At 66.6% G+C, this 21,645-nt stretch carries 18 protein-coding genes and 2 tRNA genes; 11 read left to right on the top strand and 9 right to left on the bottom strand.

All coding sequences use genetic code 11. The features are described 5' to 3' along the window. Positions 1 to 219: 219 nt before the first annotated feature. On the top strand, positions 220 to 624 hold the full coding sequence (locus LL06_RS05875; RefSeq protein WP_035523549.1) for a TIGR02300 family protein: 405 nt from the start codon (positions 220 to 222) through the stop codon (positions 622 to 624). 169 nt (positions 625 to 793) lie between these two features. Continuing rightward, positions 794 to 869: transfer RNA gene (locus tag LL06_RS05870), tRNA-Ala, on the top strand. 97 nt (positions 870 to 966) lie between these two features. Here LL06_RS05870 and LL06_RS05865 read toward each other — a convergent pair. Beyond that, the gene (locus tag LL06_RS05865; RefSeq protein ID WP_035523546.1) at positions 967 to 1,335 is read right to left on the bottom strand and encodes a hypothetical protein; all 369 of its coding nucleotides are present in this window, start codon (positions 1,333 to 1,335) and stop codon (positions 967 to 969) included. A gap of 9 nt (positions 1,336 to 1,344) precedes the next feature. After that, the gene (locus LL06_RS05860; protein WP_035523593.1) at positions 1,345 to 1,638 is read right to left on the bottom strand and encodes a type II toxin-antitoxin system HigB family toxin; all 294 of its coding nucleotides are present in this window, start codon (positions 1,636 to 1,638) and stop codon (positions 1,345 to 1,347) included. A 321-nt stretch (positions 1,639 to 1,959) separates the two neighbouring features. On the opposite strand from LL06_RS05860, the gene LL06_RS05855 reads away from it, so the two are divergent. The 5 genes from LL06_RS05855 to LL06_RS05835 all read left to right on the top strand — a co-directional run bounded on the left by LL06_RS05855 (position 1,960) and on the right by LL06_RS05835 (position 9,760). Continuing rightward, positions 1,960 to 3,399, top strand: coding sequence for a UbiA family prenyltransferase (locus tag LL06_RS05855; RefSeq protein WP_035523543.1), 1,440 nt, complete (start codon positions 1,960 to 1,962; stop codon positions 3,397 to 3,399). Between the two features lie 13 nt (positions 3,400 to 3,412). After that, positions 3,413 to 4,759: an FAD-binding oxidoreductase gene (locus tag LL06_RS05850; protein ID WP_035523539.1), complete on the top strand. Its 1,347-nt coding sequence runs from the start codon at positions 3,413 to 3,415 to the stop codon at positions 4,757 to 4,759. Between the two features lie 125 nt (positions 4,760 to 4,884). Then, positions 4,885 to 5,877 (top strand): NAD(P)H-dependent glycerol-3-phosphate dehydrogenase, encoded by a 993-nt coding sequence (locus tag LL06_RS05845; RefSeq protein ID WP_035523537.1) that lies wholly within the window; start codon positions 4,885 to 4,887, stop codon positions 5,875 to 5,877. A gap of 150 nt (positions 5,878 to 6,027) precedes the next feature. Beyond that, positions 6,028 to 8,298, top strand: coding sequence for an AGE family epimerase/isomerase (locus tag LL06_RS05840; RefSeq protein ID WP_081963680.1), 2,271 nt, complete (start codon positions 6,028 to 6,030; stop codon positions 8,296 to 8,298). Positions 8,299 to 8,332: 34 nt separating this feature from the next. Further along, entirely contained in the window at positions 8,333 to 9,760 is a 1,428-nt protein-coding gene (locus LL06_RS05835; RefSeq protein ID WP_035523534.1) for a phosphomannomutase, read from the top strand. On the opposite strand, the gene LL06_RS05830 is transcribed toward LL06_RS05835, so the two are convergent. The 4 genes from LL06_RS05830 to LL06_RS05815 form a co-directional block, all read right to left on the bottom strand. Further along, a complete protein-coding gene (locus tag LL06_RS05830; RefSeq protein WP_035523531.1) occupies positions 9,748 to 11,043 on the bottom strand; it encodes a TRAP transporter large permease in 1,296 nt (431 codons plus the stop codon). The two genes, LL06_RS05835 and LL06_RS05830, sit on opposite strands and share 13 nt — an antisense overlap. Then, the gene (locus LL06_RS05825) at positions 11,040 to 11,603 is read right to left on the bottom strand and encodes a TRAP transporter small permease subunit (RefSeq protein WP_035523526.1); all 564 of its coding nucleotides are present in this window, start codon (positions 11,601 to 11,603) and stop codon (positions 11,040 to 11,042) included. Before LL06_RS05825 ends, LL06_RS05830 begins: the two co-directional genes overlap by 4 nt. Positions 11,604 to 11,736: 133 nt before the next feature. Then, entirely contained in the window at positions 11,737 to 12,741 is a 1,005-nt protein-coding gene (dctP, locus tag LL06_RS05820; RefSeq protein WP_035523524.1) for a TRAP transporter substrate-binding protein DctP, read from the bottom strand. 139 nt (positions 12,742 to 12,880) lie between these two features. Continuing rightward, the gene (locus LL06_RS05815; RefSeq protein WP_035523521.1) at positions 12,881 to 13,549 is read right to left on the bottom strand and encodes an FCD domain-containing protein; all 669 of its coding nucleotides are present in this window, start codon (positions 13,547 to 13,549) and stop codon (positions 12,881 to 12,883) included. A gap of 151 nt (positions 13,550 to 13,700) precedes the next feature. Here LL06_RS05815 and LL06_RS05810 point away from each other — a divergent pair, with 151 nt between their 5' ends. Genes LL06_RS05810 through LL06_RS05800 form a run of 3 tightly spaced genes read left to right on the top strand, consistent with a single transcriptional unit; the run spans position 13,701 to position 16,443 of the window. Next, complete coding sequence (locus tag LL06_RS05810; RefSeq protein ID WP_035523519.1) at positions 13,701 to 14,732, top strand: Gfo/Idh/MocA family oxidoreductase; 1,032 nt, start codon at positions 13,701 to 13,703, stop codon at positions 14,730 to 14,732. A gap of 58 nt (positions 14,733 to 14,790) precedes the next feature. After that, positions 14,791 to 15,621, top strand: a complete 831-nt coding sequence (locus tag LL06_RS05805; protein ID WP_035523517.1) for a shikimate dehydrogenase — start codon at positions 14,791 to 14,793, stop codon at positions 15,619 to 15,621. A gap of 51 nt (positions 15,622 to 15,672) precedes the next feature. Then, positions 15,673 to 16,443, top strand: coding sequence for an aldolase/citrate lyase family protein (locus tag LL06_RS05800; RefSeq protein WP_035523516.1), 771 nt, complete (start codon positions 15,673 to 15,675; stop codon positions 16,441 to 16,443). Positions 16,444 to 16,458: 15 nt separating this feature from the next. Here LL06_RS05800 and LL06_RS05795 read toward each other — a convergent pair whose 3' ends face one another. Together LL06_RS05795 and LL06_RS05790 are read right to left on the bottom strand one after the other, a co-directional pair. Next, on the bottom strand, positions 16,459 to 17,883 hold the full coding sequence (locus LL06_RS05795) for an amidohydrolase (protein ID WP_035523513.1): 1,425 nt from the start codon (positions 17,881 to 17,883) through the stop codon (positions 16,459 to 16,461). Positions 17,884 to 18,066: 183 nt separating this feature from the next. After that, positions 18,067 to 18,153, bottom strand: a tRNA-Leu gene (locus tag LL06_RS05790). A gap of 395 nt (positions 18,154 to 18,548) precedes the next feature. On the opposite strand from LL06_RS05790, the gene LL06_RS05785 reads away from it, so the two are divergent. After that, positions 18,549 to 19,490: a DMT family transporter gene (locus LL06_RS05785; protein ID WP_035523510.1), complete on the top strand. Its 942-nt coding sequence runs from the start codon at positions 18,549 to 18,551 to the stop codon at positions 19,488 to 19,490. 42 nt (positions 19,491 to 19,532) lie between these two features. Here LL06_RS05785 and lepA read toward each other — a convergent pair whose 3' ends face one another. Continuing rightward, positions 19,533 to 21,341 carry a translation elongation factor 4 gene (lepA, locus tag LL06_RS05780; RefSeq protein ID WP_035523506.1) on the bottom strand — a complete coding sequence of 603 codons (1,809 nt, stop codon included), beginning with the start codon at positions 21,339 to 21,341 and terminating at the stop codon, positions 19,533 to 19,535. Positions 21,342 to 21,645: the final 304 nt, after the last annotated feature.

Here is a 21,645-nt window from a genome sequence, read left to right as displayed (position 1 = left end):
GGCTGGTTCCGGCGGGTTGGTCGGGATCGGCCGGAGGCCCGGCTGATGCGTTTGGGTGACTATCACAGCCGCGGGGGCTCAGTCATCCGGATTGGGCGGATTTTCATTGAGATTGGCTTTGACAGCCGCGTCCAACATCATTATGGGGACCGGACCCGCCGAAACGGGAAGTCGGGCGCTCCAGCCCCAAACTTCCTGCCAGTTCATGAGGCTTCGACAGTGGCAAAACCGGAACTTGGAACAAAACGCGTTTGCCCCGAAACCGGGCGCAAATTCTACGATCTGAACAAAGATCCCATCGTCTCGCCCTATACGGGCAAGGAATACCCGATTTCCTATTTCGAAGAGACCGCCAAGGTGGCCATCATCGAGAAGGTGAAAGAGGAAGAAGAGGAAGTCGCCGAAGTCGACGGTGATTCGGCCGACGTCGAGATCGTCTCGCTGGAAGAGGCGGACGAGGACGTCACCAGCACCGGCAAGTCCGAGGATCTTCCCGACATCGACGACGACGACGTTGAAATCGACGATGACGACGACGATACGTTCCTGGCCGATGACGATGATGACGACGACGACGATGTGAGCGACATCATCGGCGTCAATGACGACGACGACGACCAGTAAGCAAGGCCCTTTCGCAGGCGCGACGCCGTCAGGTGTGCGAAACTGCGAAAAGGTTTGAATTTACATCTTGATCTTGCGCGGCTGCAGAAGTATGAAGCCGCACCTGCCGGCCGGTTCTTCTGGCTGGTTCTCGCAAGGAGCGCGCGAAAGCACACCTCCTTTGCGTCCCGGGGCCATAGCTCAGCTGGGAGAGCGCCTGCATGGCATGCAGGAGGTCAGCGGTTCGATCCCGCTTGGCTCCACCATTTTTTCTCACGTCAGTTGGCTTCGCTCACACCCGCGGTGGGGCGGGGCGAAAGCCCGGGCCGCGGTCGTGTTCCGCCTTACAAGTCGCCTTCATCATTATCCTCGTACTGCGTAATCCTGAATCAAGGCTTCGGCAGGAATCTGCATGGCCTGATGCAGATTCCTGACCATTTCCATGGTCAGCTTCCGCTTGCGGTTCAGCACTTCGGAAACACGACTTTTCGATCCGAGCAATGGCTCCAGATCCTTTCGCGCCATGCCCATGGCTTCCATACGGTGATGGATGGCGGCGATGGGGTCGGGCGCATCAATAGTATGGTGCTTCGCCTCGTAGGCTTCCACGAGAGTCACGAGCACGTCCAGCTCGTCACCCTCTGGTGTGTTTGCTCTGGCGGTCATCAACGCTTCGATGCGCTTGAGGGCCTGGGCGTGGTCTTTCTTCGTCTTGATCGGCCGAATATTCATCGTTCATTCCTATATGTTTTGCGCATCCACTTTGTCGTACTGCCGATGCGTGCCGACGAAGCGCACATAGACCACGCGGTAGGGGAAGTTGATCCACACGATAAGCCGGTATTTGTTGCCCGCGATATTAAAGACGACACGACCCTCTTGGAGGATGCTCGCATTGCCATAGGTCGCTTTCACTTCGCCGGGCGTTTTCCAGTCCGACGTCCTGGTTACCGCATACCATGCCTTCAGCGCTTGTTCGCTATCGGGGTAGTCTTCCCAGAATTCTTTGAGCGTCTTAAGCGCTATGATCCGCATGTCCTCTCCCACTTGTATCACGTTCCCGAACTGGGAACCACTCATATTTCCCATATTGGGAACTGTGTGGGCTTTCTTACAAGCACCAGACCGAGCCATTATACCTTCCCGACGCAGACGAACAATTTGCTGGAGCGCAGAAGCGCATCCAGTCGATTGTACGCACGACGGACCACCAGCCGTAACCGGCAAGCTTTTGATAACCACGCGAGCCAAAAACCGGGTTCCCGGCGGCTCTCCCCCCGGTTGAAGCGGCGCTTTTACCTGAATCGAAATGTTTTCCGCCCATTGTCGCCCCAGACAGAAGGCAGGGACACGATCATGGATGCAGTGAGCGACAGTCGGCACGTGCCGCTTTGTATTGACCTGGATGGAACTCTGGTCGCCACCGACACGCTGTGGGAAGGGCTGGCCTCGGTGCTGATCCGGCGGCCGTGGCTGCTCTTCGCCGCCATCGCCTGGGCGATCGCCGGCAAGGCGGTGCTCAAGCGCGAGGTCGCCGCCCGCTACCAGAGCGCCGGCGGGGACTGGCCCTACCGGGCCGAGGTGCTCGAGCGGATCAAGCGCGCCCGTGCGGAGGGCCAGCCGGTGTGGCTCGTCACCGGCGCCGCCGAATCGACCGCCTGTGCCATCGCCGAGCATCTCGGCCTTTTCGACCGGGTGCTGCATTCCTCCGGAACCGAGAACCTCACCTCGCGCCGCAAGCGCGAGAAGCTTGTGGCGCTGTGCGGCGACGGCGGCTTCGACTATGCCGGCAACAGCCGCGACGATCTCCAGGTGTTCGACGCGGCGCGGCGCGCCATCATCGTCGCTCCCGACCGGGCCGCCAGGCGCTGGGGCGCGAGCCACGGCGGCGAAGTGCTGCCGATCGCCAGGGTCTCGCCGCTCGCCATCCTCAAGTCGATCCGCGTGCATCAATGGCTCAAGAACGTGCTGATCGCCGTTCCGCTCATCCTCAACCACGAATATGCCGACGCCGGACTGGTGCTGGCCGCGATCGCCGCGTTCTTCGCCTTCAGCTTCCTCGCCTCCGCGGTCTATGTCGTCAACGACATCGCCGATCTCGCCAATGACAGGCATCATCCGCGCAAGCGTTTGAGGCCGCTGGCGAGCGGCGCGGTGTCGATCCCCGTGGCCTGCGTCACGGCGGCGGCGCTGCTGCTGGCCTCGATCGGCCTGGCCGGCCTGCTGCCGCCGATGTTCTGGGCGGTGCTCGCGGCCTATGCGCTGATCACCACGGTCTACACCTTCGTGCTCAAGCGCAAGCTTCTGGTCGACGTCTTCACGCTCGCGTCGCTCTACACCGTGCGCATCGTCGCCGGAGCGGCGGCGACCGGGGTCGATCTCTCTTTCTGGCTGCTGGCCTTCTCGATCTTCTTTTTCCTCAGCCTTGCCCTGGTCAAACGCTATGTCGAGCTCAACGAGCTGGCCGAGGACGCCGCCACGCCGCTCAAGGGCCGCAGCTATGTCGGTTCCGACAAGGACATGATCGGCCAGGCCGGCATTGCCTCGGCCTTCTCGGCAGCCATGGTTCTGGCGCTCTATGTCGACAGCAAGGAAGTGGCCTCGATGTATCCCCAGCCGGCGCTGCTGTGGCCGCTGTGCCCGCTCATTCTCTACATGCTGCTCAGGATCTGGATCCTCGCCCGCCGCTCGCAGATGCATGAGGACCCGGTGGTGTTCATCATGCGCGACTGGCGCAGCCAGATCACCACGGTCGCCGGCGCTTGCCTTGTGCTGCTGGCCGCCTGGCAGATGTGACGGGGCGGACGGGATGGCAAACAGCGGCAGATATGACAGTTGGGGCCGGGTGCTCCGCCAAGTGCGCCCGGCGGCGGGCATGGAGGCGCTTGCCGGCGGCGCGCCGGGCGGCTTCCTGCCCTTCGGCAACGGCCGCTCCTATGGCGACAGTTGCCACAATGATCGCGGCCGCCTGATCCCGATGCGGCCGGGCGCGGCCATCCGCGCCTTCGATCCCGACACCGGCCTGCTGACGGCCGATGCCGGCATTCTTCTCTCCGAGATCCTGGCGCTGGTGATGCCGCACGGCTTCTTCCTCGAGGTCACGCCGGGGACGGCGCAGGTCACGCTCGGCGGCGCCATCGCCAACGACGTGCACGGCAAGAACCACCATCGCCGCGGCACCTTCGGCGGATCGGTGCTCTCCTTCGTGCTGCTGGGCAGCGACGGCGCGAGCCGGACCTGCTCGCCCGAGACCAATCCGGCGCTGTTTTCGGCGACCATCGGCGGCATGGGGCTGACCGGCATCATCGAAGCCGCCACCATAAGGCTGATGAAGGTGCCCTCCGCCAATGTGCGCCAGACCGCGTTCCGCTTTGCCTCCATCGACGGCTATTTCGACGCGATCGACGGCATCGACGCTTCGCATGAATATTCCGTCGCCTGGATCGACCAGCTTGCCCGCGGCGCCCGTCTGGGACGCGGCGTGATGCTTGCCGGAGACCATGCGGAAGACGGCGGCCCGGCGCGCGCGCCCTCGGCGCCCCGGCTGGCGGTTCCCTTCGCGCCGCCGGTCAACCTGCTCAACCGGCTCACGCTCACCGCCTTCAACGCGCTCTATTACGGCCGCGCGCCGAAACGGCCCGCGACCGGCATCGTCTCCTGGGCCTCCTATTTCCATCCGCTCGATGCGATCACCGGCTGGAACCGTCTCTACGGCCCGGGCGGCCTGTTCCAGCACCAGAGCGTCTATCCCTCCGAGACTGCGCGGCAGACGACGATCGCGCTGATCGAATGCGCGCAGAAACACGGGGCGGCCTCGTTCCTCACCGTGCTCAAGCGGTTTGGCCGGGTTCCCTCGCCGGGCCTGATGTCGTTTCCGCGCCCGGGCTTCACCCTGACGCTCGATTTCGCCAATTCCGGCGAGCGCACGCTGAGGATGCTCGAGGCCCTCGACGACATCGTGCTTGCGGCCGGCGGCGCGCTCAATCCCTACAAGGACCAGCGCATGTCGCCCGCGATGTTCGAAGCCTCGTTCCCTCAATGGCGGCAGCTCGAAGCGGTGCGCGATCCGGCGCTGATGTCGGATTTCTGGCGCCGCACGGCGATGGCGCTCGGCGAACCCGCCATGGCGCCAAAGCGCTCCGCCGTCGCCGGCTGACAGGAGCCCCGGCTTGCCAGCTTGGGTGCCTGCCAGTATGGGAGGGGGCCTGGGCCCCGAGGCCCGTCCGGCCTGAACGGCCGGACCCGATCGTGCCGCAACCAATCCTGAAGGACCGCCACCGCATGTCCCGCATCTGCATTCTCGGCGCCGGCGCATGGGGAACCGCCCTCGGGGCGGCCTTTGTGCGCCAGGGCCACGCCGTGCGCATCTGGGGACGCAACGCCGGCACCTGCGATGAAATAAACCGCGCCCACGCCAACAGCGCCTATCTCGGCGACGCGCGCCTGCCCGATGCGCTGGAAGCGACGCCCGACATGGCGAGGGCGCTCGAGAACGCCGACATCGCGCTGTTCGTCGCCCCCGCCCAGTCGACCGACGAAGTGGCCGCCAAGGCCGCCGCCCATCTTCCCGCTTCTGCGGTGCTGATCGCCTGCGCCAAGGGCATCGACAGCCGCTCCGGCCAGGTGCAGACCGATGTGATCGCCGGGAGGCTGCCGGATCATCCGGTCGGCGTTCTGTCCGGGCCGAGCTTCGCCGCCGACGTGGTGCGCGGCCTGCCCACCGCCGTCACGCTCGCCATGCCCGGCCAGCAGGCCGCGCAGTCGCTGGCTGAGGCCCTGTCGGGCGACGCGATCAGGCTCTATGCGTCCGACGATGTCCTGGGCGTGCAGATCGGCGGCTCGCTCAAGAACGTCATGGCCATTGCCGTGGGCATCTGCCGCGGCGGCGGCATGGGCGCCAGCGCGGAAGCCGCGCTGATTACCCGGGGCTATGCCGAGCTGGTGCGGCTCAGCGTGGCGATGGGCGCCCGCCCGGAAACACTGATGGGCCTGTCGGGCCTGGGCGACCTGGTGCTGACCTGCTCGTCGGAACTGTCGCGCAATTTTTCCTACGGCATCGCCGTCGGCAGCGGCCGGGATGTCACCGGGCTGAAACTGGCCGAAGGGGTCTACACCGTCGCCATCGCCAACGAGATCGCCGGCAAGCACGGAATTTCCTGCCCGGTCATGCACACCGCCGGTCTGGTGCTGTCGGGCAGGATGTCGGCCGACGAGGCGCGCATCGCGCTGATGTCGCGTCCGGTCAAGGCGGAACACCCCGAAGCGAGACCATGAGACAGCCTTCTGCCGCACATCGGGGGAATGGCATGGTCCGGCGGCAGGCAACGCAGAGGCACTGGCGCATGAGAGAAATTTTCATGATTTCGCGGTCTAATCACAAAACCCCAGAAATCGGCCGGTAGCCGGCGCGGAGCAGAACAGTTCATGGGCCCGATCCACACCACCACGCCCCACACGATCACGCCTGTCATTCTCTGCGGCGGCGCCGGATCCCGGCTCTGGCCGATGTCGCGGGATTCCAAGCCCAAGCAGTTCCACCGGCTGGTCAACGACAAGACCCTGCTCACCAACACGCTCGAGCGCGTCGACTTCCGCGGCGAGGGCCTGCGCTATCTGCCGACCCGGATCGTCGGCGGGATTGCCTTCGAATCGCTCTTGATGGAGCAGGGCGAGACCGGCGGCGTCGAGGTCGAGCGCTACGTGCTCGAGCCGCTGATCCGCGACACCGCCGCGGCGATTGCCGCTTCCATCGCCGACCTCGCCGAGAGCGATCCGGAGCGGATGGTGCTGGTGCTGCCGTCAGACCACCAGATCTCCGACGTCGCGGCCTTCTATGACGTGATCCGCACCGGCGCCGAGGCGCTGGCCCGGCGCGGCGGCATCATGACCATCGGCATCGCGCCGACGCGGCCCGAGACCCAGTATGGCTACATCGAGCGCGGGCCCGCCGACGGGCCGGTCTACGATGTCTCGCGCTTCCGCGAAAAACCCGATCTCGAGACCGCCAAAGAGTTCCTTCAGTCCGGGCGGTTCTTCTGGAACGGCGGCATCTTCATGTTCCGCGCCGGCGAGATGGGCGCCGAGCTCATGCGCCAGCAGCCGGATGTCTGGGCGCAGGCGAAGCTCGCCGTCGAACGCGCCGAGGTCGAGGGCAAATGCTACCGGCTCGATCCGGAGGCCTTCGCGGCGAGCCCGAAGGTCTCGATCGACTATGCGGTGATGGAAAACGCGTCCCGCATCGGCGTGGTGCCGGCGAGCTTCGACTGGAACGATCTGGGCTCCTGGAACCAGTTGCATGACGGCTCGCCGCTCGACGAGGCCGGCAATGCCCGCTTCGGCGACGTGCTCACCATCGACGTCGCCAATTCCTATCTGCGCTCCGAAGACCGGCTGCTGGCCGTCGCGGGGCTCGACAACATCATCGTCGTCTCCCAGCCTGATGCGCTGCTGATCGTCCATCGCGACAAGTCGCACCTGGTCAAGGACATCGCGGGCCGCGTCAAGCAGACCGGCGAATGGCCGCCCTTGGCGGTGGCCCATTCCGGCCGGCCGGTTCCCTCGACGCGCGCTATCCGCAACTGGCTGTTCGACACGGCCCTGCCGCTCTGGGCCGGCGCCGGCGTCGACTACGTCCATGGCGGCGTGCACGAGGCGCTCAATCATGACGGCACGCCCGCCGATCTGGGCTTCAAGCGGCTCAGGGTCCTGGCCCGGCAGATCTACTGCTTCGCCAATGCCGAGCTGATGGGCTGGGACGGCGGCGCGCGCGCGGTGCTCACCCACTGCTTCGACACGCTGACCACCACCGGCTGGCACGCCGATGGCGGCTGGATCCATCTGTGGAACACGGATGGAACCGTCAGGGATCCGCAACGCGACACCTATGACCAGTGCTTCGTGCTGCTGGCGCTGGCCTGGCTGTGGCGGGCGACGAAATGGCCCGAGGCGCGCCAATGGGCCGAGCGGACCATCGCCTATATGGACGAGCATCTGGTCGACCGGGTCCATGGCGGCTTCTACGAATCGAGCCTGCGCCTCGATTACCGCCGCGCCAATCCGCACATGCATTATCTCGAGGCCATGCAGGCCTGGTACGAGGTGACCGGCGAACAGGCGTTCCTCGACCGGGCGCAGACCGCCGTCGACCTGTTCAAGTCGGTGTTCTTCGATCCCGAGAGCTGGAGCGTGACCGAGAATTTCGAACGCGACTGGTCGGTGCGCACCGACAAGCCGGCCCGGGTCGAGCCGGGGCACCATTATGAATGGGTGTGGCTGCTGCTCAGGCAGGCACGCTTCGCCGGCCAGCCCGAGCTCAAGGAATACTGCCGCAAGCTCTACGCCACCAGCCACGCCTTCGGCCATGCCCGCGGCACCGATGCGGTCTGCGATTCGATGGCGCCCGACGGCTCGGCGATGCAGGGCACCGCAAGGCTTTGGTGCCAGACCGAGGCGCTCAAGGCCGGGCTGCTGGCGCGCGCCGAGGGGCTGCCGGGCGACGAGACGCTGTTCATCCGCATGCTCGATGTCATCTTCAACCGGTATCTCACGGCGCCGGCGCCGGGCGGCTGGTACGATCAGATCGACCCCAAGGGCCGGGTGATCTCCAAGGACATGCCGGCCAGCACGTTCTACCATGTGTTCTGCGCGCTGGTGGAGTATTTGAGATACGAGGACATGCTGCCGCGGGATGCGTGATCCCGAGGCGCGAACGACCAACCGGAGAGACAGGATGGCGGCGAAATTCGGCACCAGCGGGCTTCGGGGCCTGGTCGGCGACCTCACCGACGGAACCGCGGCCGCCCATGCGCGCGCCTTCGGCCGCCATCTCCTTCAGTCGGGCCTGGCGACCGCGGGAGCCCCGGTCTATCTCGGCCGGGACCTGCGCGCCTCCAGTCCCGAGATCGCCCGGCAGTGTGCGAGCGCGCTCATCGCCGAAGGGCTGGAGCCGGTCGAGTGCGGCGTGCTGCCGACGCCGGCGCTGGCGCTTCACGCCATGACGCGGGGAGCCGCGGCGCTGATGATCACCGGCTCGCACATCCCCGACGACCGCAACGGCGTCAAGTTCTACCGGCCCGACGGCGAGATCGACAAGCACGACGAGGCCGAGATCGCCCGTCTCGCGCCGGACCTGGCGGCGGAACCGCTCGCGGGACCGGCGGCCTTGCGCGACGAATCGGCCATCGCCGCTAAGGCCTTCATCGCCCGCTACCGCGGCTTCGTGCCCGGCGCGGCGTTCCGCGGCCTGCGCATCGGGCTCTACGAGCACAGCTCCGCGGCGAGCGACATCCTGGCCGCCATCCTGGAGGAGGCCGGCGCCGAGGTGCTCCGGCTCGGCCGGTCCGAGACCTTCATCCCGGTCGACACTGAAGCCGTGTCGGAGGAGACCCGGAGGCTTGCGGCGGGCTGGGTCGGCGCGCACCGGCTTGACGGCCTCGTCTCCGCCGATGGCGACGGCGACCGGCCGCTGGTGGTCGACGAGACCGGCGCGGTGATCCGCGGCGATGCGCTGGGCTTGATTGTCGCGCGGCATCTGGGCGCCGACGCCGTCGTCACGCCGGTCACGTCCAACTCGGGCATCGAGGGACGCTGCACGGCCGAAGTGCTGCGCACGCGGGTGGGCTCGCCCTTCGTGATCGCCGGCATGGAAGAGGCGCTGAGCCGGGGCCGGCGGCGCGTCATCGGCTTCGAGGCCAATGGCGGCGTGCTGACCGGCAATCCGATCGCCGCCGGGACGGCGCAGCTCGCCGCGCTGCCGACGCGCGACAGCGTGCTGCCGATCCTCTGCGCCTTCGCCGCCGCGCGGGCGGCAGGCGAGAGCCTGTCGGCCCATGTCGCGGGCCTCGGCCTGCCGGTCGCCGCCAGCGACCGGATCGAGAAATTCCCCACGGCCACCAGCCAGGCCCTGGTCGCCAATCTGTCGACCGACCAGGCTGCGCGCGACCGTTTCTTCGCGCCGATCGGGCGCCCGCAAAGCGTCGATCTCACCGACGGTCTTAGGGTCACGCTCGCTGACGGCGGCATCGTTCATCTGCGGCCCTCGGGCAACGCGCCGGAAATGCGGATCTACAGCGAGGCGGCAAACGAGGATCTCGCCCGGGATCTGATCGCCCGGACGGCCCGGCGTGTCCGCGACGTCTCGGGCGACTATCCCGGGTAACCGAACATCCGCGGCAGCCACAGGACAAGCCCCGGGAACAGGATCAGGGCCGCCAGCGCCAGCACCAGCACGCCGAGGAACGCCCAGATCTCGCCGATGATCTCGCGCAGCGGGATCTGGGTGACGGCGTTGATGACGAACAGCAGGATGCCGTAGGGCGGCGTGATCAGGCCGATCATGCAGTTGACCACGGCGACCACGCCGAAATGCACCAGGTCGATGCCGAGTTCGTGGCAGGAGGGCAGGAACAGCGGGATGATCACCAGGATGATCGTCGTCGCGTCGAGCACGCAGCCCAAGAGCAGGAACAGGATGTTGACGCCGATCAGGAAGGTGATCGGCGACACGTCGAGGCCCACCAGCGCCTGGGCGACGAGGTTCGGGATGTTTTCGGACGCCACCACGTAGTTGAGGATCAGCGCCCCGCCGATCACCAGGCCGACGGCCGCCGAAGACCGCGCGCTTTCGACCAGGATCCGGTAGAGCGCGCCGAGCGACAGGGCGCGATAGAACAGGCTCGCAAGCAGCAGCGCATAGGCCGCGGCCACGGCGGCGGCTTCCGTCGGCGTGGTGACGCCGCCATAGATGCCGTAGAGCAGGATCGCCGGCATCAGCAGCGCCGGGAAGGCGTTGGCGGTGTGGCGCGGCAGGTCCCTGAGCGGAACCGGCTCCTCCAGCGCAAAGCCCCGGCGCGCCGAGATCCAGGCGTTCATCGCCATCAGCACCACGCCCATGAACAGGCCCGGCACGATGCCGCCCAGGAACAGGAAGCCGATCGAGGTGTTGGAGACCAGCGCATAGAGCACCATCGGGATCGAGGGCGGGATGATCGGGCCGATGGTGGCAGACGCCGCGGTGATCGCCGCGGCATAGCCGCGGGTGTAGTGCCCGCTCCGGGTCATCATGCCGATGATGATCTTGCCGATGCCTGCGGCGTCGGCCACCGCCGATCCCGACATGCCGGAAAAGATCAGCGAGGCGACGATGTTGACATGGCCGAGCCCGCCGCGGAAGCGGCCGACGGCGGCCACGCAGAACTGCAAAAGCCGCTCGGAGATGGTCCCCGCATTCATGATGTTGGCGGCGATGATGAACAGCGGCACGGCGAGCAGGATGAAGCTCTGGTAGAGCCCGTCCACCAGCACCTTGCCGGCGATGCCTACGCCCTGGCCGGTGGCCGCCAGATAGACGAAGGACGACACCAGGATCGAATAGGCGACCGGAATCCCGATCCCGGCGAGGATGAACAGTGTCAACAGACACAGCGCGAAGGCGAGCGTCATGTGTCCGCCACCTCGCCCGGCCCGGGCTGGTCCCGATCGGCGCCGTGGCGGAAGGCGTCGAGCGCCCGCCAGCCATAGCGCGCGGCGACGACGATCAGGAACACCACATAGATCGAGTAGATGTCGCGCATCCGCACCCAGTCGCCGAGCACGGGGCCGAGCGTCGCCGTCTTTTTCAGCCGCAGGATGAAGAACTTCGACCAGGTCGGCTCCACCGACCACAACAGCCCGATGCAGACGGCCGAACCGCCGAGGATGGCGAACCAGCGGCGCAGCCGCGGATGGACATGGCCATAGACGATGTCGAAGGTGACGTGGTCGCGTTCGCGCACCACGAAGGCCGCGCCCCAGAACACGATCCACACCCACAGCGCCAGGCAGAACTCCAGCGTCCAGCCGTAGCGGCTGGGCTCGAGCAGCGGGAAGGCCTTGCCCAGCCAGTCGAGCTTGGCCGAGTAGCGCACGGCGATCTGCAGGATGAAGGTGAGGAACATCGCCGCCATCATCAGCGCCGCCACGGCCTCGCCGACGCGAAGCAACCACTTGGCGAGGACCTTCATGACAGCTCCGGCGCGGCGCTGGGGCGGTCAGATATGATCCGGATCGGGGACGACATGCACACGGACACCTCCAGAGGCTGCAGCGCCTTTCCGTCAGAAGACGCGAAAAGCGCTGCAGGGTGCGACAGAGGGATCAGTTGCCGAGCGCGTTGATCTTCTCGAGAACGCCGTCCGGCCAGCTTGCGGCGAATTCGGAGCCGACATACTGCGCCTGGACATGGGTGCGGAAGGCGTTGAGGTCGGGCTCGTAGATCTCCAGGCCTTTTTCCCGCAGGAAGGACACAAGATCCTCTTCCTTCTTGAGCTGCGCCTGGCGGCCGCTTTCGGCGGCGTCGTCGGCGGCCTTCTGCACGGTCGCCTGCTGCTCGGGCGTCAGCTTGTCCCACACGGCCTTGGAGAAGGCGATGTAGTTCAGGTCGACCAGGTGCGAGGTGAGGACCACTTGCTTGGTGACCTCGTAGAACTTGGCGTCGACGACTGTCGGCAGCGGATTGTCCTGGCCGTCGACCGAGCCGGTCGACAGCGCGGTGTAGATTTCGGTAAAGGCCATCGGCGTCGGGTTGGCGCCGAGCGCCTTGCCGAGGAACTGCCAGGCGTCCGAGCCCGGCATGCGCAGGTTGACGCCCGCGAGGTCCTCCGGCTTCATCACCGTGAGCTCTTCCTTGCTCTGCCTCAGATTGACGTTGCGGCGGCCCAGATACATCACCGCGAGAAGCTTCACGCCGAGTTCGTCCTCGGCCTTCTTCTTGAACGGATCCATTAGCGGATCGTTGAAGACGGCGACCTGGTGCGCGGCGCTCTGGTGCACATAGCCGGTGGCGAAGATCGAGAATTCAGGAAAGAAGGTCGCCAGCTCCTGGGCGGAGGCGATCGACATTTCCAGGTCGCCCGAGGAAATGGCTTCGAGCTCCGCGCCCTGGGCGATCAGCGACCCGTTGTAGTGCGGCTGGTAGGTGGCGAAGTCGGCCACTGCCGGCGCGAACACGGTCGCGAGCGCCACCGAGCGCTGGTCGGTGTCCGAGGCCGGCGTCGACATGCGCAGCGTCAGCTTGTCCTGTGCGGAACTGGCGGGCACGAAGCCGGCGGCGCCGATCGAGACGGCGCATGCAAGCAGCATGCGGCGGGTAAGTCTGTTCATTGAGGTCTCCTCCCGTTGATCATCCGAGGGCTCCCGGTCCTGCGGATTCTGAAAAAACTGTCACAAAGCCGGTGCAAGTTCAACATACATATTCGGTTTCGTAGGATATTCCTGACGGTCTTCGTGAAGCCGTCGCGGCCTAGGCCTTTTTCCGCGCATTGATGATGAACTCGACTCCTCCGAGGATGTGAAGGCCGAGGATGTCCCTGGCCTTGCCGGAATCGCGCGCGAAGGCCGCCTGCAGCAGCTCGCCATGCTCGCGCGCCGCGTTCTCCCCCCGGAAGGCGAGCGTGAGGATCTGGTAGCGCAGATATTTGTCGAACAACTGTTCATGCAGGTCCATGAGCGTCTCGGACCCGCAGCCGGTGATCAGCGCCCGGTGAAAGCCCCAGTCGGCCTTCTTCCAGTCGTCCCGCGCGCTCATGTCGCCGGCAATCATCCGGTCCTCGAGCCGGCGCAGCTTGTGATGCGCCGCCACCACCTGGGATTCCCAGTCCAGATCGCCCTTGTCGAAGGAGCGCGACACCGCATGGCCCTCGACCAGCAGGCGCAGTTCCGCCACTTCCCACAGGTTCGCGTCGGAGATGCTGGCGACCTCGAAGCCCTTCTGGCCCTCGGCCACGACCAGACCGTCCGACGTCAGGCGGTTGAGGATCTCCCTGAGCGTCGTCACGCTGACATTGTAGCGCTTGCGCAGGGGCTCCAGCCGCAGCTTCTCGCTCGGCCGCAACTGCCCGAAGATGATGTCTTTGCGGATGCTGCGATAGGCGCTGTCGCCGATCGTGTCATGCTCTGCCGCTTCAATCACGGTGTATCTCCGATGGCTCGTCTTGACTGTAGAGATGAATGTAGGACATAAAGCAGATCATAGGCAATTATTGTGAAAAGAGCAATCTCCTCCATGGGGCCGGTGCACAGCATAGTCGCGGGACGCGCGGAATGACCGCCCGGGCGGAGCCATGAGCGGACCCGTTCGGCTGGCGATCGCCGGCGCCGGGCTGATCGGCCGGCGCCACGCCGAGGCCATCGCCGCCTCCCCAAGCGCGACGTTGCAGTCGATCGCCGATCCCTCCGATGAGGGGCGGGCCTATGCCGACCGGATCGGCGTGCGATGGCACGCATCGCTCGCCGATGCGCTCGAGGACGGCCCCGATGGCGTCATCCTGGCGACGCCGAACCGGCTCCATGTCGACCAGGCGCTCGACTGCGTGGCCGCGGGCGTGCCGGCGCTGATCGAAAAGCCGCTGGCGACCGATCTTGCCGAGGCGCGCGATCTTGTCGCCGCCGGCGAGCGGGCCGGCGTGCCGCTGCTCGTCGGCCATCACCGCCGCCACAATCCGCTGGTCGCGGCGGCGCGGCAGAAGATCGCCGAGGGGGCGCTGGGCAGGATCGTCGCCGCGCATGGAATGTTCTGGGTGATGAAGCCGGACGGCTATTTCGATGCCGCCTGGCGCAGCGAGCCAGGGGCCGGGCCGGTCTTTCTCAATCTCATCCACGATATCGACCTGTTGCGCCATCTGATCGGCGACATCGTCTGGGTCCAGGCGCTGACCTCCCATGCGATTCGCGGCAACCAGGTCGAGGACACGGCGGCGATGCTGTTCCGCTTCGCCAACGGCGCGCTCGGCACCTTCAGCCTGTCGGACACGATCGTCTCGCCCTGGAGCTGGGAGCTGACCGCGGCGGAGAACCCTGCCTATCCGCCCACGGGGCAATCCTGCTGCGTCATCGGCGGCACCCATGGCTCGATGCAACTGCCCGACATGCGGATCTGGAGCAATCCGGGCGAAAGAAGCTGGTGGGCGCCGATCGCGGCGACCACCCATCCGGTCGGCAGGCAGGACCCGCTCATGGCCCAGATCGCCCAGTTCGGCCGCGTCATCCGCGGCGAAGAGGAGGCCCTGGCGCCCGCGAGCGAAGGCTTGAAGACGCTCGAGGTGATTGACGCAATGCAGCGCTCGGCGCTGGCCGGCGCGGCGGTGACGCTGTGACCGGGCCCAGGAAATTGGCGCGACCGTCCCGGACGGCGCCTGTGGCGGGGCAGGGCGCATGATTTCGGGCACGACCGAGCTGATCGCCCATCTGGGCGTGCCGACGGAGGCCTTCCGGGCGCCGCTGATCTACAATCCCTGGTTCGAGGCGCGCGGCATCGACGCCCGCGTGGTGCCGATGGGATGCGAATCCGCCGATTACGCGGCGTTCCTGCCGCTCCTGTTCCGGCTGCGCAACATCCGCGGCGGGCTGGTGACGATGCCGCACAAGATCGCCACGGTGGCCCTCCTGGATGAAGCGAGCCCCCGGGTCCGGATCTCGGGCGCCTGCAACGCGGTGCGGCGGGACAAGGACGGCCGCCTGATCGGCGACATGTTCGACGGCGAGGGATTCTTGCGCGGCATGCGGCGCAAGGGCCGCGACCCGCTTGGCGCAAGGGCGCTGATCATCGGCTGCGGCGGCGTCGGCTCGGCGATCGCCGCCTCGCTTGCGGGCGCCGGCGTCGCCGAACTGGGCCTGGTCGACAGCCGCGCGGATGCCGCCTTGCGGCTTGGCGAACGGTTGCGGCGTCATTGTCCCGGGTTGACGGTGTCCACCGGCACCGCCGACCCCGCCGGATGGGACCTTGTCATCAACGCCACGCCGCTCGGCATGGCGGACGGCGACCCGATGCCGGTCGACGTGACCCGGCTCGATGCCGCGAGTTTTGTCGGGGAAGTGGTGATGAAACAGGCCGAGACGCCCTTTCTGGCCGCCGCGCGAAAGCGCGGCTGCCAGACGCAGATCGGCAGCGACATGCTCTACGAGCAGATCCCGGCCTATCTCGAATTCTTCGGATTTCCGGCTGCGACGGCGGATGAGCTGCGCAGCCTGTCGAAACTGACCTAGCAACACGGACGGGCGGCGGATCCGCCGGCCCCTCCCGGAAAGGCAAGAACGATGCAACTGCCCCGCAACGACTTCAAGCACGCCATCGCCCAAGGGCGCCAGCAGATCGGCCTCTGGGTCACCCTGCCGTCCGGCTTCACCGCCGAGGCGCTCGCCACCTGCGGCTATGACTGGCTGCTGCTCGACACCGAGCATTCGGTGGGCGATCCGCTCACCGTGTTCGAGCAGTTGCAGGCGGTGGCGCCCTATCCTGTCAGCGCCGTCGTCCGGCCGGCCAGCAACGACATCACGCTGATCAAGCGGCTGCTCGACGCCGGCGCCCAGACCCTGCTGATCCCCTATGTGCAGAACGCCGCCGAAGCGAAAGCCGCCGTGAACGCGATGCGCTACGGCCCGCGCGGCCTGCGCGGCTTCGCCGGGCTCACCCGCGCCACCCGCTACGGCACCGTCGCGGACTACGCCACCCGCGTCGAGGAGGAGCTCTGCCTGCTGGTCCAGGTCGAGACCGGATCGGCGCTTCATGAGATCGAGGCGATCGCCGCCGTCGATGGCGTCGACGGCATCTTCATCGGCCCCGCCGACCTCGCCGCCTCCATGGGCCATCCCGGCGACACTGGCCATCCCGATGTGGTCCGCGCCATCGAGGATGCGATCATGCGCATCGGCAAGGCCGGCAAGCCGGCGGGAATCCTGTCGCTCGACCCGGCCTTCGTCATGCGCTGCATCGATCTCGGGACGGTCTTCACCGCCGTCGATGTCGACGCCAACATCCTCCTCAAGGGCGCGGCGGAGACGGCCCGCAAGTTCAAGTCCCGCGGCTGAACCGCGGCCCCGTGCTCACGCGGCTGGGCGGGGAACCAGGGGTGGCTTCAGGCCGGCCGGCAGCGGGCAGGTATAGGGCGTCTGCTTGAGCCGCCCGGCATGCTCGGCCTTGGCTTCCGCGAGCAGCGCCGGGTCGGTCATCAGCATCTCGGCGCAGCGGGCCATGGCCTTGGCGGCATGGGTCATACCCTTGTGGGCGGCCGGCGACTTGCCCTGCGCGGTGATCTGCCAGCTATGCGCCGGCGTGCCGATCGCATGGGTCGCCACCAGCACCTCGGTGGTGGGCACCGCCCAGGTGACGTCGGCGACATCGGTGGAGCCCACCATCTTCTCGCCGCCGGGCCTCAGCGGCACGATATAGTCGCACAAGGCTTCGTCCGGGCGCGGCGTCATGGCGACCACCCGGTAGGGCGCGGCGATGTCCTGCTCCGACAGCGTCGCCTGGATCGCCCGCGCATAGGCGAGGTCGTCGGCGTCGAAGGGCACGCCGCCAAGCTCCTCGAGCGCCCGGTGCATGGCGCGGTCCATGGTCTCGTTGACCAGATTGTTCGACACCGCCGAGAACACGTCCATCTCGACCTGCGTCTCGGTCATCAGCGCCGCACCCCGCGCCACGTTCTTGACCCGCTCGACCAGCGCCAGCATGTCGGCGAGCTTGAGCGCGCGGATCGAGTAGCGCACCTTGGCCTTGGCCTGCACCACGTTCGGCGCCATGCCGCCTGCATCGAGATAGGCATAGTGGATGCGCGCGTCCTGGACCGCGTGCTCGCGCAGATAGTTGACGCCCACCGACATCAGTTCCACCGCGTCGAGCGCGGAGCGGCCGAGATGTGGCGAGGCGGCGGCGTGGCTGGCGCGGCCGTGGAAGGTGAAATCCATCCGCGTGTTGGCGAGGCTTTCGGGATCGTCGACCCGGGTCATGCAGTCGGGGTGCCAAGTGATCGCCGCGTCGACGCCCTCGAAGGCGCCATCGCGGACCATGAAGGTCTTGGCAGCACCCCCCTCTTCGGCGGGACAGCCGTAATAGCGGACGCGCCCCGGCGTGCCGGTCTCAGCGAGCCAGTCCTTGAGCGCGCAGGCCGCGAGCAGGGCGGCCGAGCCCAGGAGATTGTGGCCGCAGCCATGGCCGTTTCCGCCGGGCTCCACCGGCCGCGGCTCGGCGATGCCCGCCACCTGGCTGAGCCCCGGAAGCGCGTCGTATTCGCCCAGGATCGCGATCACCGGCCCGCCGGCGCCAGCCTCGCCCATCACCGCGGTGGGGATGCCCGCCACCTCTTCGGTGACCCGGAAGCCCTTGGCGCGCAGCATTGCGGTGTGTTCGGCGCAGGAGCGGTATTCCGCGTAAAGCGTCTCGGGCATGCCCCAGACGCGGTCGGCGAGGCCGGTGAGGTCCTCGCGGTGATGGTCGACAAGATCCCAAAGGGGGCGGGTGTTGCGCATGAGCGTGTCTCTGCCGGGTGAAGATCACCCAGATGAACGCAAGCCGCGCGTGTTTGCAATGGGGATTTCACGCCTGGGCGGGGAACCCCGCAGGGCCGGCAAAGGCAGGCAACAAAAAAGCCCGCTTGCGCGGGCTTTTGAGAGAGTTTCCCGGACTGTCTCGGACAGTCTGAAACCTGAAATTGGTGCCCAGAAGAGGACTCGAACCTCCACACCGTTGCCAGTACCAGCACCTGAAGCTGGCGCGTCTACCAATTCCGCCATCTGGGCATGCGGGCGGATTTAGGCGTTGCGGCAAGCCATGTCAACGGCAGAATGCACAGCCGGTTCAATTATCTGCGGATCGCCGGGATTTGCCGGGGACGGGCGGCACAACGTCGGTGGCGGCGAGGCTGCGGGCCGCCCCGTGGAGGGGAGGCCGGTCCGGGTGATCCGGCCAGGCGGTTAAGTGTCCCGCCCAGGCTGTCTCCGTGGGGGGCGCGTCAGGGGATAACGATACCCGCACTTTCGGCGCGTCCGATGCCGCGGAAGGCAGGCCGGGAAATGTGGAAAAATGGCCTCGAAAAGCCTCGATGGCGGCCGTCGCGGCGGCGCCGGTCCGTTCGCGTCCGGAAATGTCGCGGGCGCCGGCTTGAAAATGGCTGGGGCCGGATTATGAGTGCGTCATGGACCCGATCGCCCCCGCCCCCGCCGGAACTGCCGTCGCCGCAAGCTCGGATGCATCCGACCTCAGGCGCGGTGCGGCTCTGGTGTTCGGCGCGGCGCTGGCCTGGAGCTTCGGCGGCGCCATCGCCCGCGGGCTCGAGGTCGCCGACCCCTGGACCATCATCGCCTGGCGCTCGGCTTTCGCGGCCGTGTTCCTGCTGGGTTTCATGCTCTGGCGCGACGGGCCGGCGGGCACGGTGCGTCTGTTCCGCACCATGGGCATGCCGGGCATCGGCGTGGCGCTGTGCTTCGCCACCGCCTCGATCTCCTTCGTCGTGGCGCTCGGCTACACCACCGTCGCCAATATCCTGCTGATGCAGGCGGGCGTGCCGCTGATCGCGGCGCTGCTGGGCGTCGTCTTCCTGCGCGAGGCGGTGGACCGGGTTACCTGGGCGGCGATTCTCGCGGTGATCGCCGGCATCGCGGTGATGGTGTCGGATTCCTTCGCCGCCAGCGTCTCCTTCGTCGGCGACGGGCTGGCGCTGCTGATCGCGGTGGTGTTTGCCGCGGCGACCGTGATCACGCGGCGCTTCTCCGGCGTGCGGATGACCCCGGCGGTCTGCCTCGGCGTGATGATCGGCACCCTGGTGGGCGTGGTCCTGTCCTCCGGGCTGATCGTCTCGGCGCGCGATTTTGGGCTTCTGTTCCTGTTCGGCGCGCTCAATCTGGGCCTCGGCATGGCGATGTTCGCCACCGGAGCGCGGCTGATTCCCTCGGCGCTCGCGGCGCTGATCTCGACCATGGAGCCGGTGTTCGGGCCGGTCTGGGTGTGGCTGATCCATGCCGAGGTGCCGGCGCCCCGGACGCTGATGGGCGGCGGCGTCGTCTTCCTGGCGCTGGTCGCGCATATCCTCTGGCAATGGCGGCTCAACCGCCGCACGGCGCTGCCGATCCCGAGCTGACCGGCCGGGTCAGCCCGGGCAAACCGGAGAGGCCGAAAGGGCCTATTCGCCGATCTTCAGCGCCTCGATGAAGGCTTCCTGCGGGATGTCGACCTTGCCGAACTGGCGCATGCGCTTCTTGCCGGCCTTCTGCTTGTCCAACAGCTTGCGCTTGCGCGTGGCGTCGCCGCCATAGCACTTGGCGGTCACGTCCTTGCGCATCGCCGAGATCGTCTCGCGCGCCACCACCTTGCCGCCGATGGCGGCCTGGATCGGGATCTTGAACATGTGCCGCGGGATCAGTTCCTTGAGCTTCTCGCACATGGCGCGTCCGCGCTTTTCCGCGGCCGAGCGGTGCACCAGCATCGACAGCGCGTCCACCGGCTCGTCATTGACAAGGATCGACATCCTGACGAGGTCGCCCTCCTGGTAGCCGGTGATCTGGTAGTCGAAGCTGGCATAGCCCTTGGAGATCGATTTCAGCCGGTCGTAGAAATCGAACACGACTTCGTTCAAGGGCAGCGCATAGGTCACCATCGCCCGCTTGCCGACATAGGAGAGGTCGGTCTGGATGCCGCGGCGGTCCTGGCAGAGTTTCAGGATCGAGCCCAGATATTCGTCGGGCGTCAGGATGGTGGCCTTGATCCAGGGCTCCTCGATGCTGTCGATCCGCACCACGTCCGGCATGTCGGCCGGATTGTGCAGCTCGATCAGGTCGCCATTGGTCATGTTCATCCGGTAGACCACCGACGGCGCCGTGGCGATCAGGTCGAGATTGAACTCGCGCTCGAGCCGTTCCTGGATGATCTCGAGATGCAGAAGCCCCAAGAAGCCGCAGCGGAAGCCGAAGCCGAGCGCGGCGGAAGTTTCCATCTCGAACGAGAAAGACGCGTCGTTGAGCCTCAGCTTGCCCATGGCCGCGCGCAGATCCTCGAAATCGGCGGCATCGACCGGAAACAACCCGCAGAACACCACCGGCTGCGCCGGCTTGAAGCCCGGCAGGGGCTGCGCCGTCGGGCGCTTGTCCTCGGTGATGGTGTCGCCGACGCGGGTGTCGGCCACTTCCTTGATCGAGGCGGTGATGAAGCCGATCTCGCCGGGGCCGAGCGTGTCGACGGCCACCAGCTTGGGCGTGATCACGCCGATCCGCTCGACCGTGTAGCGCGCGTCGGTGCCCATCAGCCGGATCTGCTGGCCCTTCTTCATTTCGCCGTCGATGATGCGCACCAGCACGATGACGCCGAGATAGGTGTCGTACCAGCTATCGACCAGCATGGCCTTCAGCGGATCCTTGACGGTGCCGCCCTTGGGCGCGGGCAGCCGCGTGACAATGGCTTCCAGCACGTCGGGGATGCCGAGTCCGGTCTTGGCCGAGATCATCACCGCGTCGGACGCATCGAGCCCGATCACTTCCTCGATCTGCTCCTTGATCCGGTCGGGCTCGGCCGCCGGCAGGTCGATCTTGTTGAGCACCGGCACGATCTCGTGGTCGGCGTCGAGCGCGGCGTAGACATTGGCGAGCGTCTGCGCCTCGACGCCCTGACTGGCATCGACCACCAGAAGCGAGCCCTCGCAGGCGCGAAGCGACCGCGACACCTCGTAGGCGAAGTCGACATGGCCGGGCGTGTCGATCAGGTTGAGTACATACATCTCGCCATCCTTGGCGGTGTAATGCAGCCGGACCGTCTGGGCCTTGATGGTGATGCCCCGCTCCTTCTCGATATCCATGGAATCGAGAACCTGCTGGCTCATTTCCCGGTCGGCCAGGCCGCCGCAGGTCTGGATCAACCGGTCGGCAAGCGTCGACTTGCCGTGATCGATGTGTGCGACGATCGAAAAGTTCCGGATATGGGAGAGTGGCGTGTGTGTCATAGGCCGCGATTTAGCAGGACCGCAGAAAAAGGCAATCACTCAAACCGGGCTGGCAGGATGAGGCGGGCCCGCTGCCCTCTGGGAACCGGTGCTTTTCGGGCGGATCCACGGGGTCCGCCGGCCCCACCGCCCCGTCCATGGACGTTCAACAGGCGCTTGAGCTGGCGATCGGCTGTGGCTATAAGCGAGAAATCTGCGAAAGTGGAATTTTCCGATGGGGCCAAGGCTTCAAAAGGAAATCCGGTTGCAAATCCAAACCTATGAAAGTGTACTGCGTTGACCTGGAATTCGGAACCGGCCTTTT

It is taken from the genome of Hoeflea sp. BAL378 (assembly GCF_000759435.1).
In the GTDB taxonomy this organism is placed as follows: Bacteria; Pseudomonadota; Alphaproteobacteria; order Rhizobiales; family Rhizobiaceae; genus Hoeflea.
Note: the sequence above shows the minus strand (reverse complement) of the source record. Positions and strands in the feature narration are given on the sequence as shown.

Bases quoted from the DNA above. Each gene is read 5' to 3' on its own strand.
- LL06_RS05865 (WP_035523546.1), bottom strand. From the start codon at position 1,335: ATGAATATTCGGCCGATCAAGACGAAGAAAGACCACGCCCAGGCCCTC.
- LL06_RS05860 (WP_035523593.1), bottom strand. From the start codon at position 1,638: ATGCGGATCATAGCGCTTAAGACGCTCAAAGAATTCTGGGAAGACTAC.
- LL06_RS05855 (WP_035523543.1), top strand. From the start codon at position 1,960: ATGGATGCAGTGAGCGACAGTCGGCACGTGCCGCTTTGTATTGACCTG.
- LL06_RS05850 (WP_035523539.1), top strand. From the start codon at position 3,413: ATGGCAAACAGCGGCAGATATGACAGTTGGGGCCGGGTGCTCCGCCAA.
- LL06_RS05845 (WP_035523537.1), top strand. From the start codon at position 4,885: ATGTCCCGCATCTGCATTCTCGGCGCCGGCGCATGGGGAACCGCCCTC.
- LL06_RS05840 (WP_081963680.1), top strand. From the start codon at position 6,028: ATGGGCCCGATCCACACCACCACGCCCCACACGATCACGCCTGTCATT.
- LL06_RS05835 (WP_035523534.1), top strand. From the start codon at position 8,333: ATGGCGGCGAAATTCGGCACCAGCGGGCTTCGGGGCCTGGTCGGCGAC.
- LL06_RS05830 (WP_035523531.1), bottom strand. From the start codon at position 11,043: ATGACGCTCGCCTTCGCGCTGTGTCTGTTGACACTGTTCATCCTCGCC.
- LL06_RS05825 (WP_035523526.1), bottom strand. From the start codon at position 11,603: ATGAAGGTCCTCGCCAAGTGGTTGCTTCGCGTCGGCGAGGCCGTGGCG.
- dctP (WP_035523524.1), bottom strand. From the start codon at position 12,741: ATGAACAGACTTACCCGCCGCATGCTGCTTGCATGCGCCGTCTCGATC.
- LL06_RS05810 (WP_035523519.1), top strand. From the start codon at position 13,701: ATGAGCGGACCCGTTCGGCTGGCGATCGCCGGCGCCGGGCTGATCGGC.
- LL06_RS05805 (WP_035523517.1), top strand. From the start codon at position 14,791: ATGATTTCGGGCACGACCGAGCTGATCGCCCATCTGGGCGTGCCGACG.
- LL06_RS05800 (WP_035523516.1), top strand. From the start codon at position 15,673: ATGCAACTGCCCCGCAACGACTTCAAGCACGCCATCGCCCAAGGGCGC.
- LL06_RS05795 (WP_035523513.1), bottom strand. From the start codon at position 17,883: ATGCGCAACACCCGCCCCCTTTGGGATCTTGTCGACCATCACCGCGAG.
- LL06_RS05785 (WP_035523510.1), top strand. From the start codon at position 18,549: ATGGACCCGATCGCCCCCGCCCCCGCCGGAACTGCCGTCGCCGCAAGC.
- lepA (WP_035523506.1), bottom strand. From the start codon at position 21,341: ATGACACACACGCCACTCTCCCATATCCGGAACTTTTCGATCGTCGCA.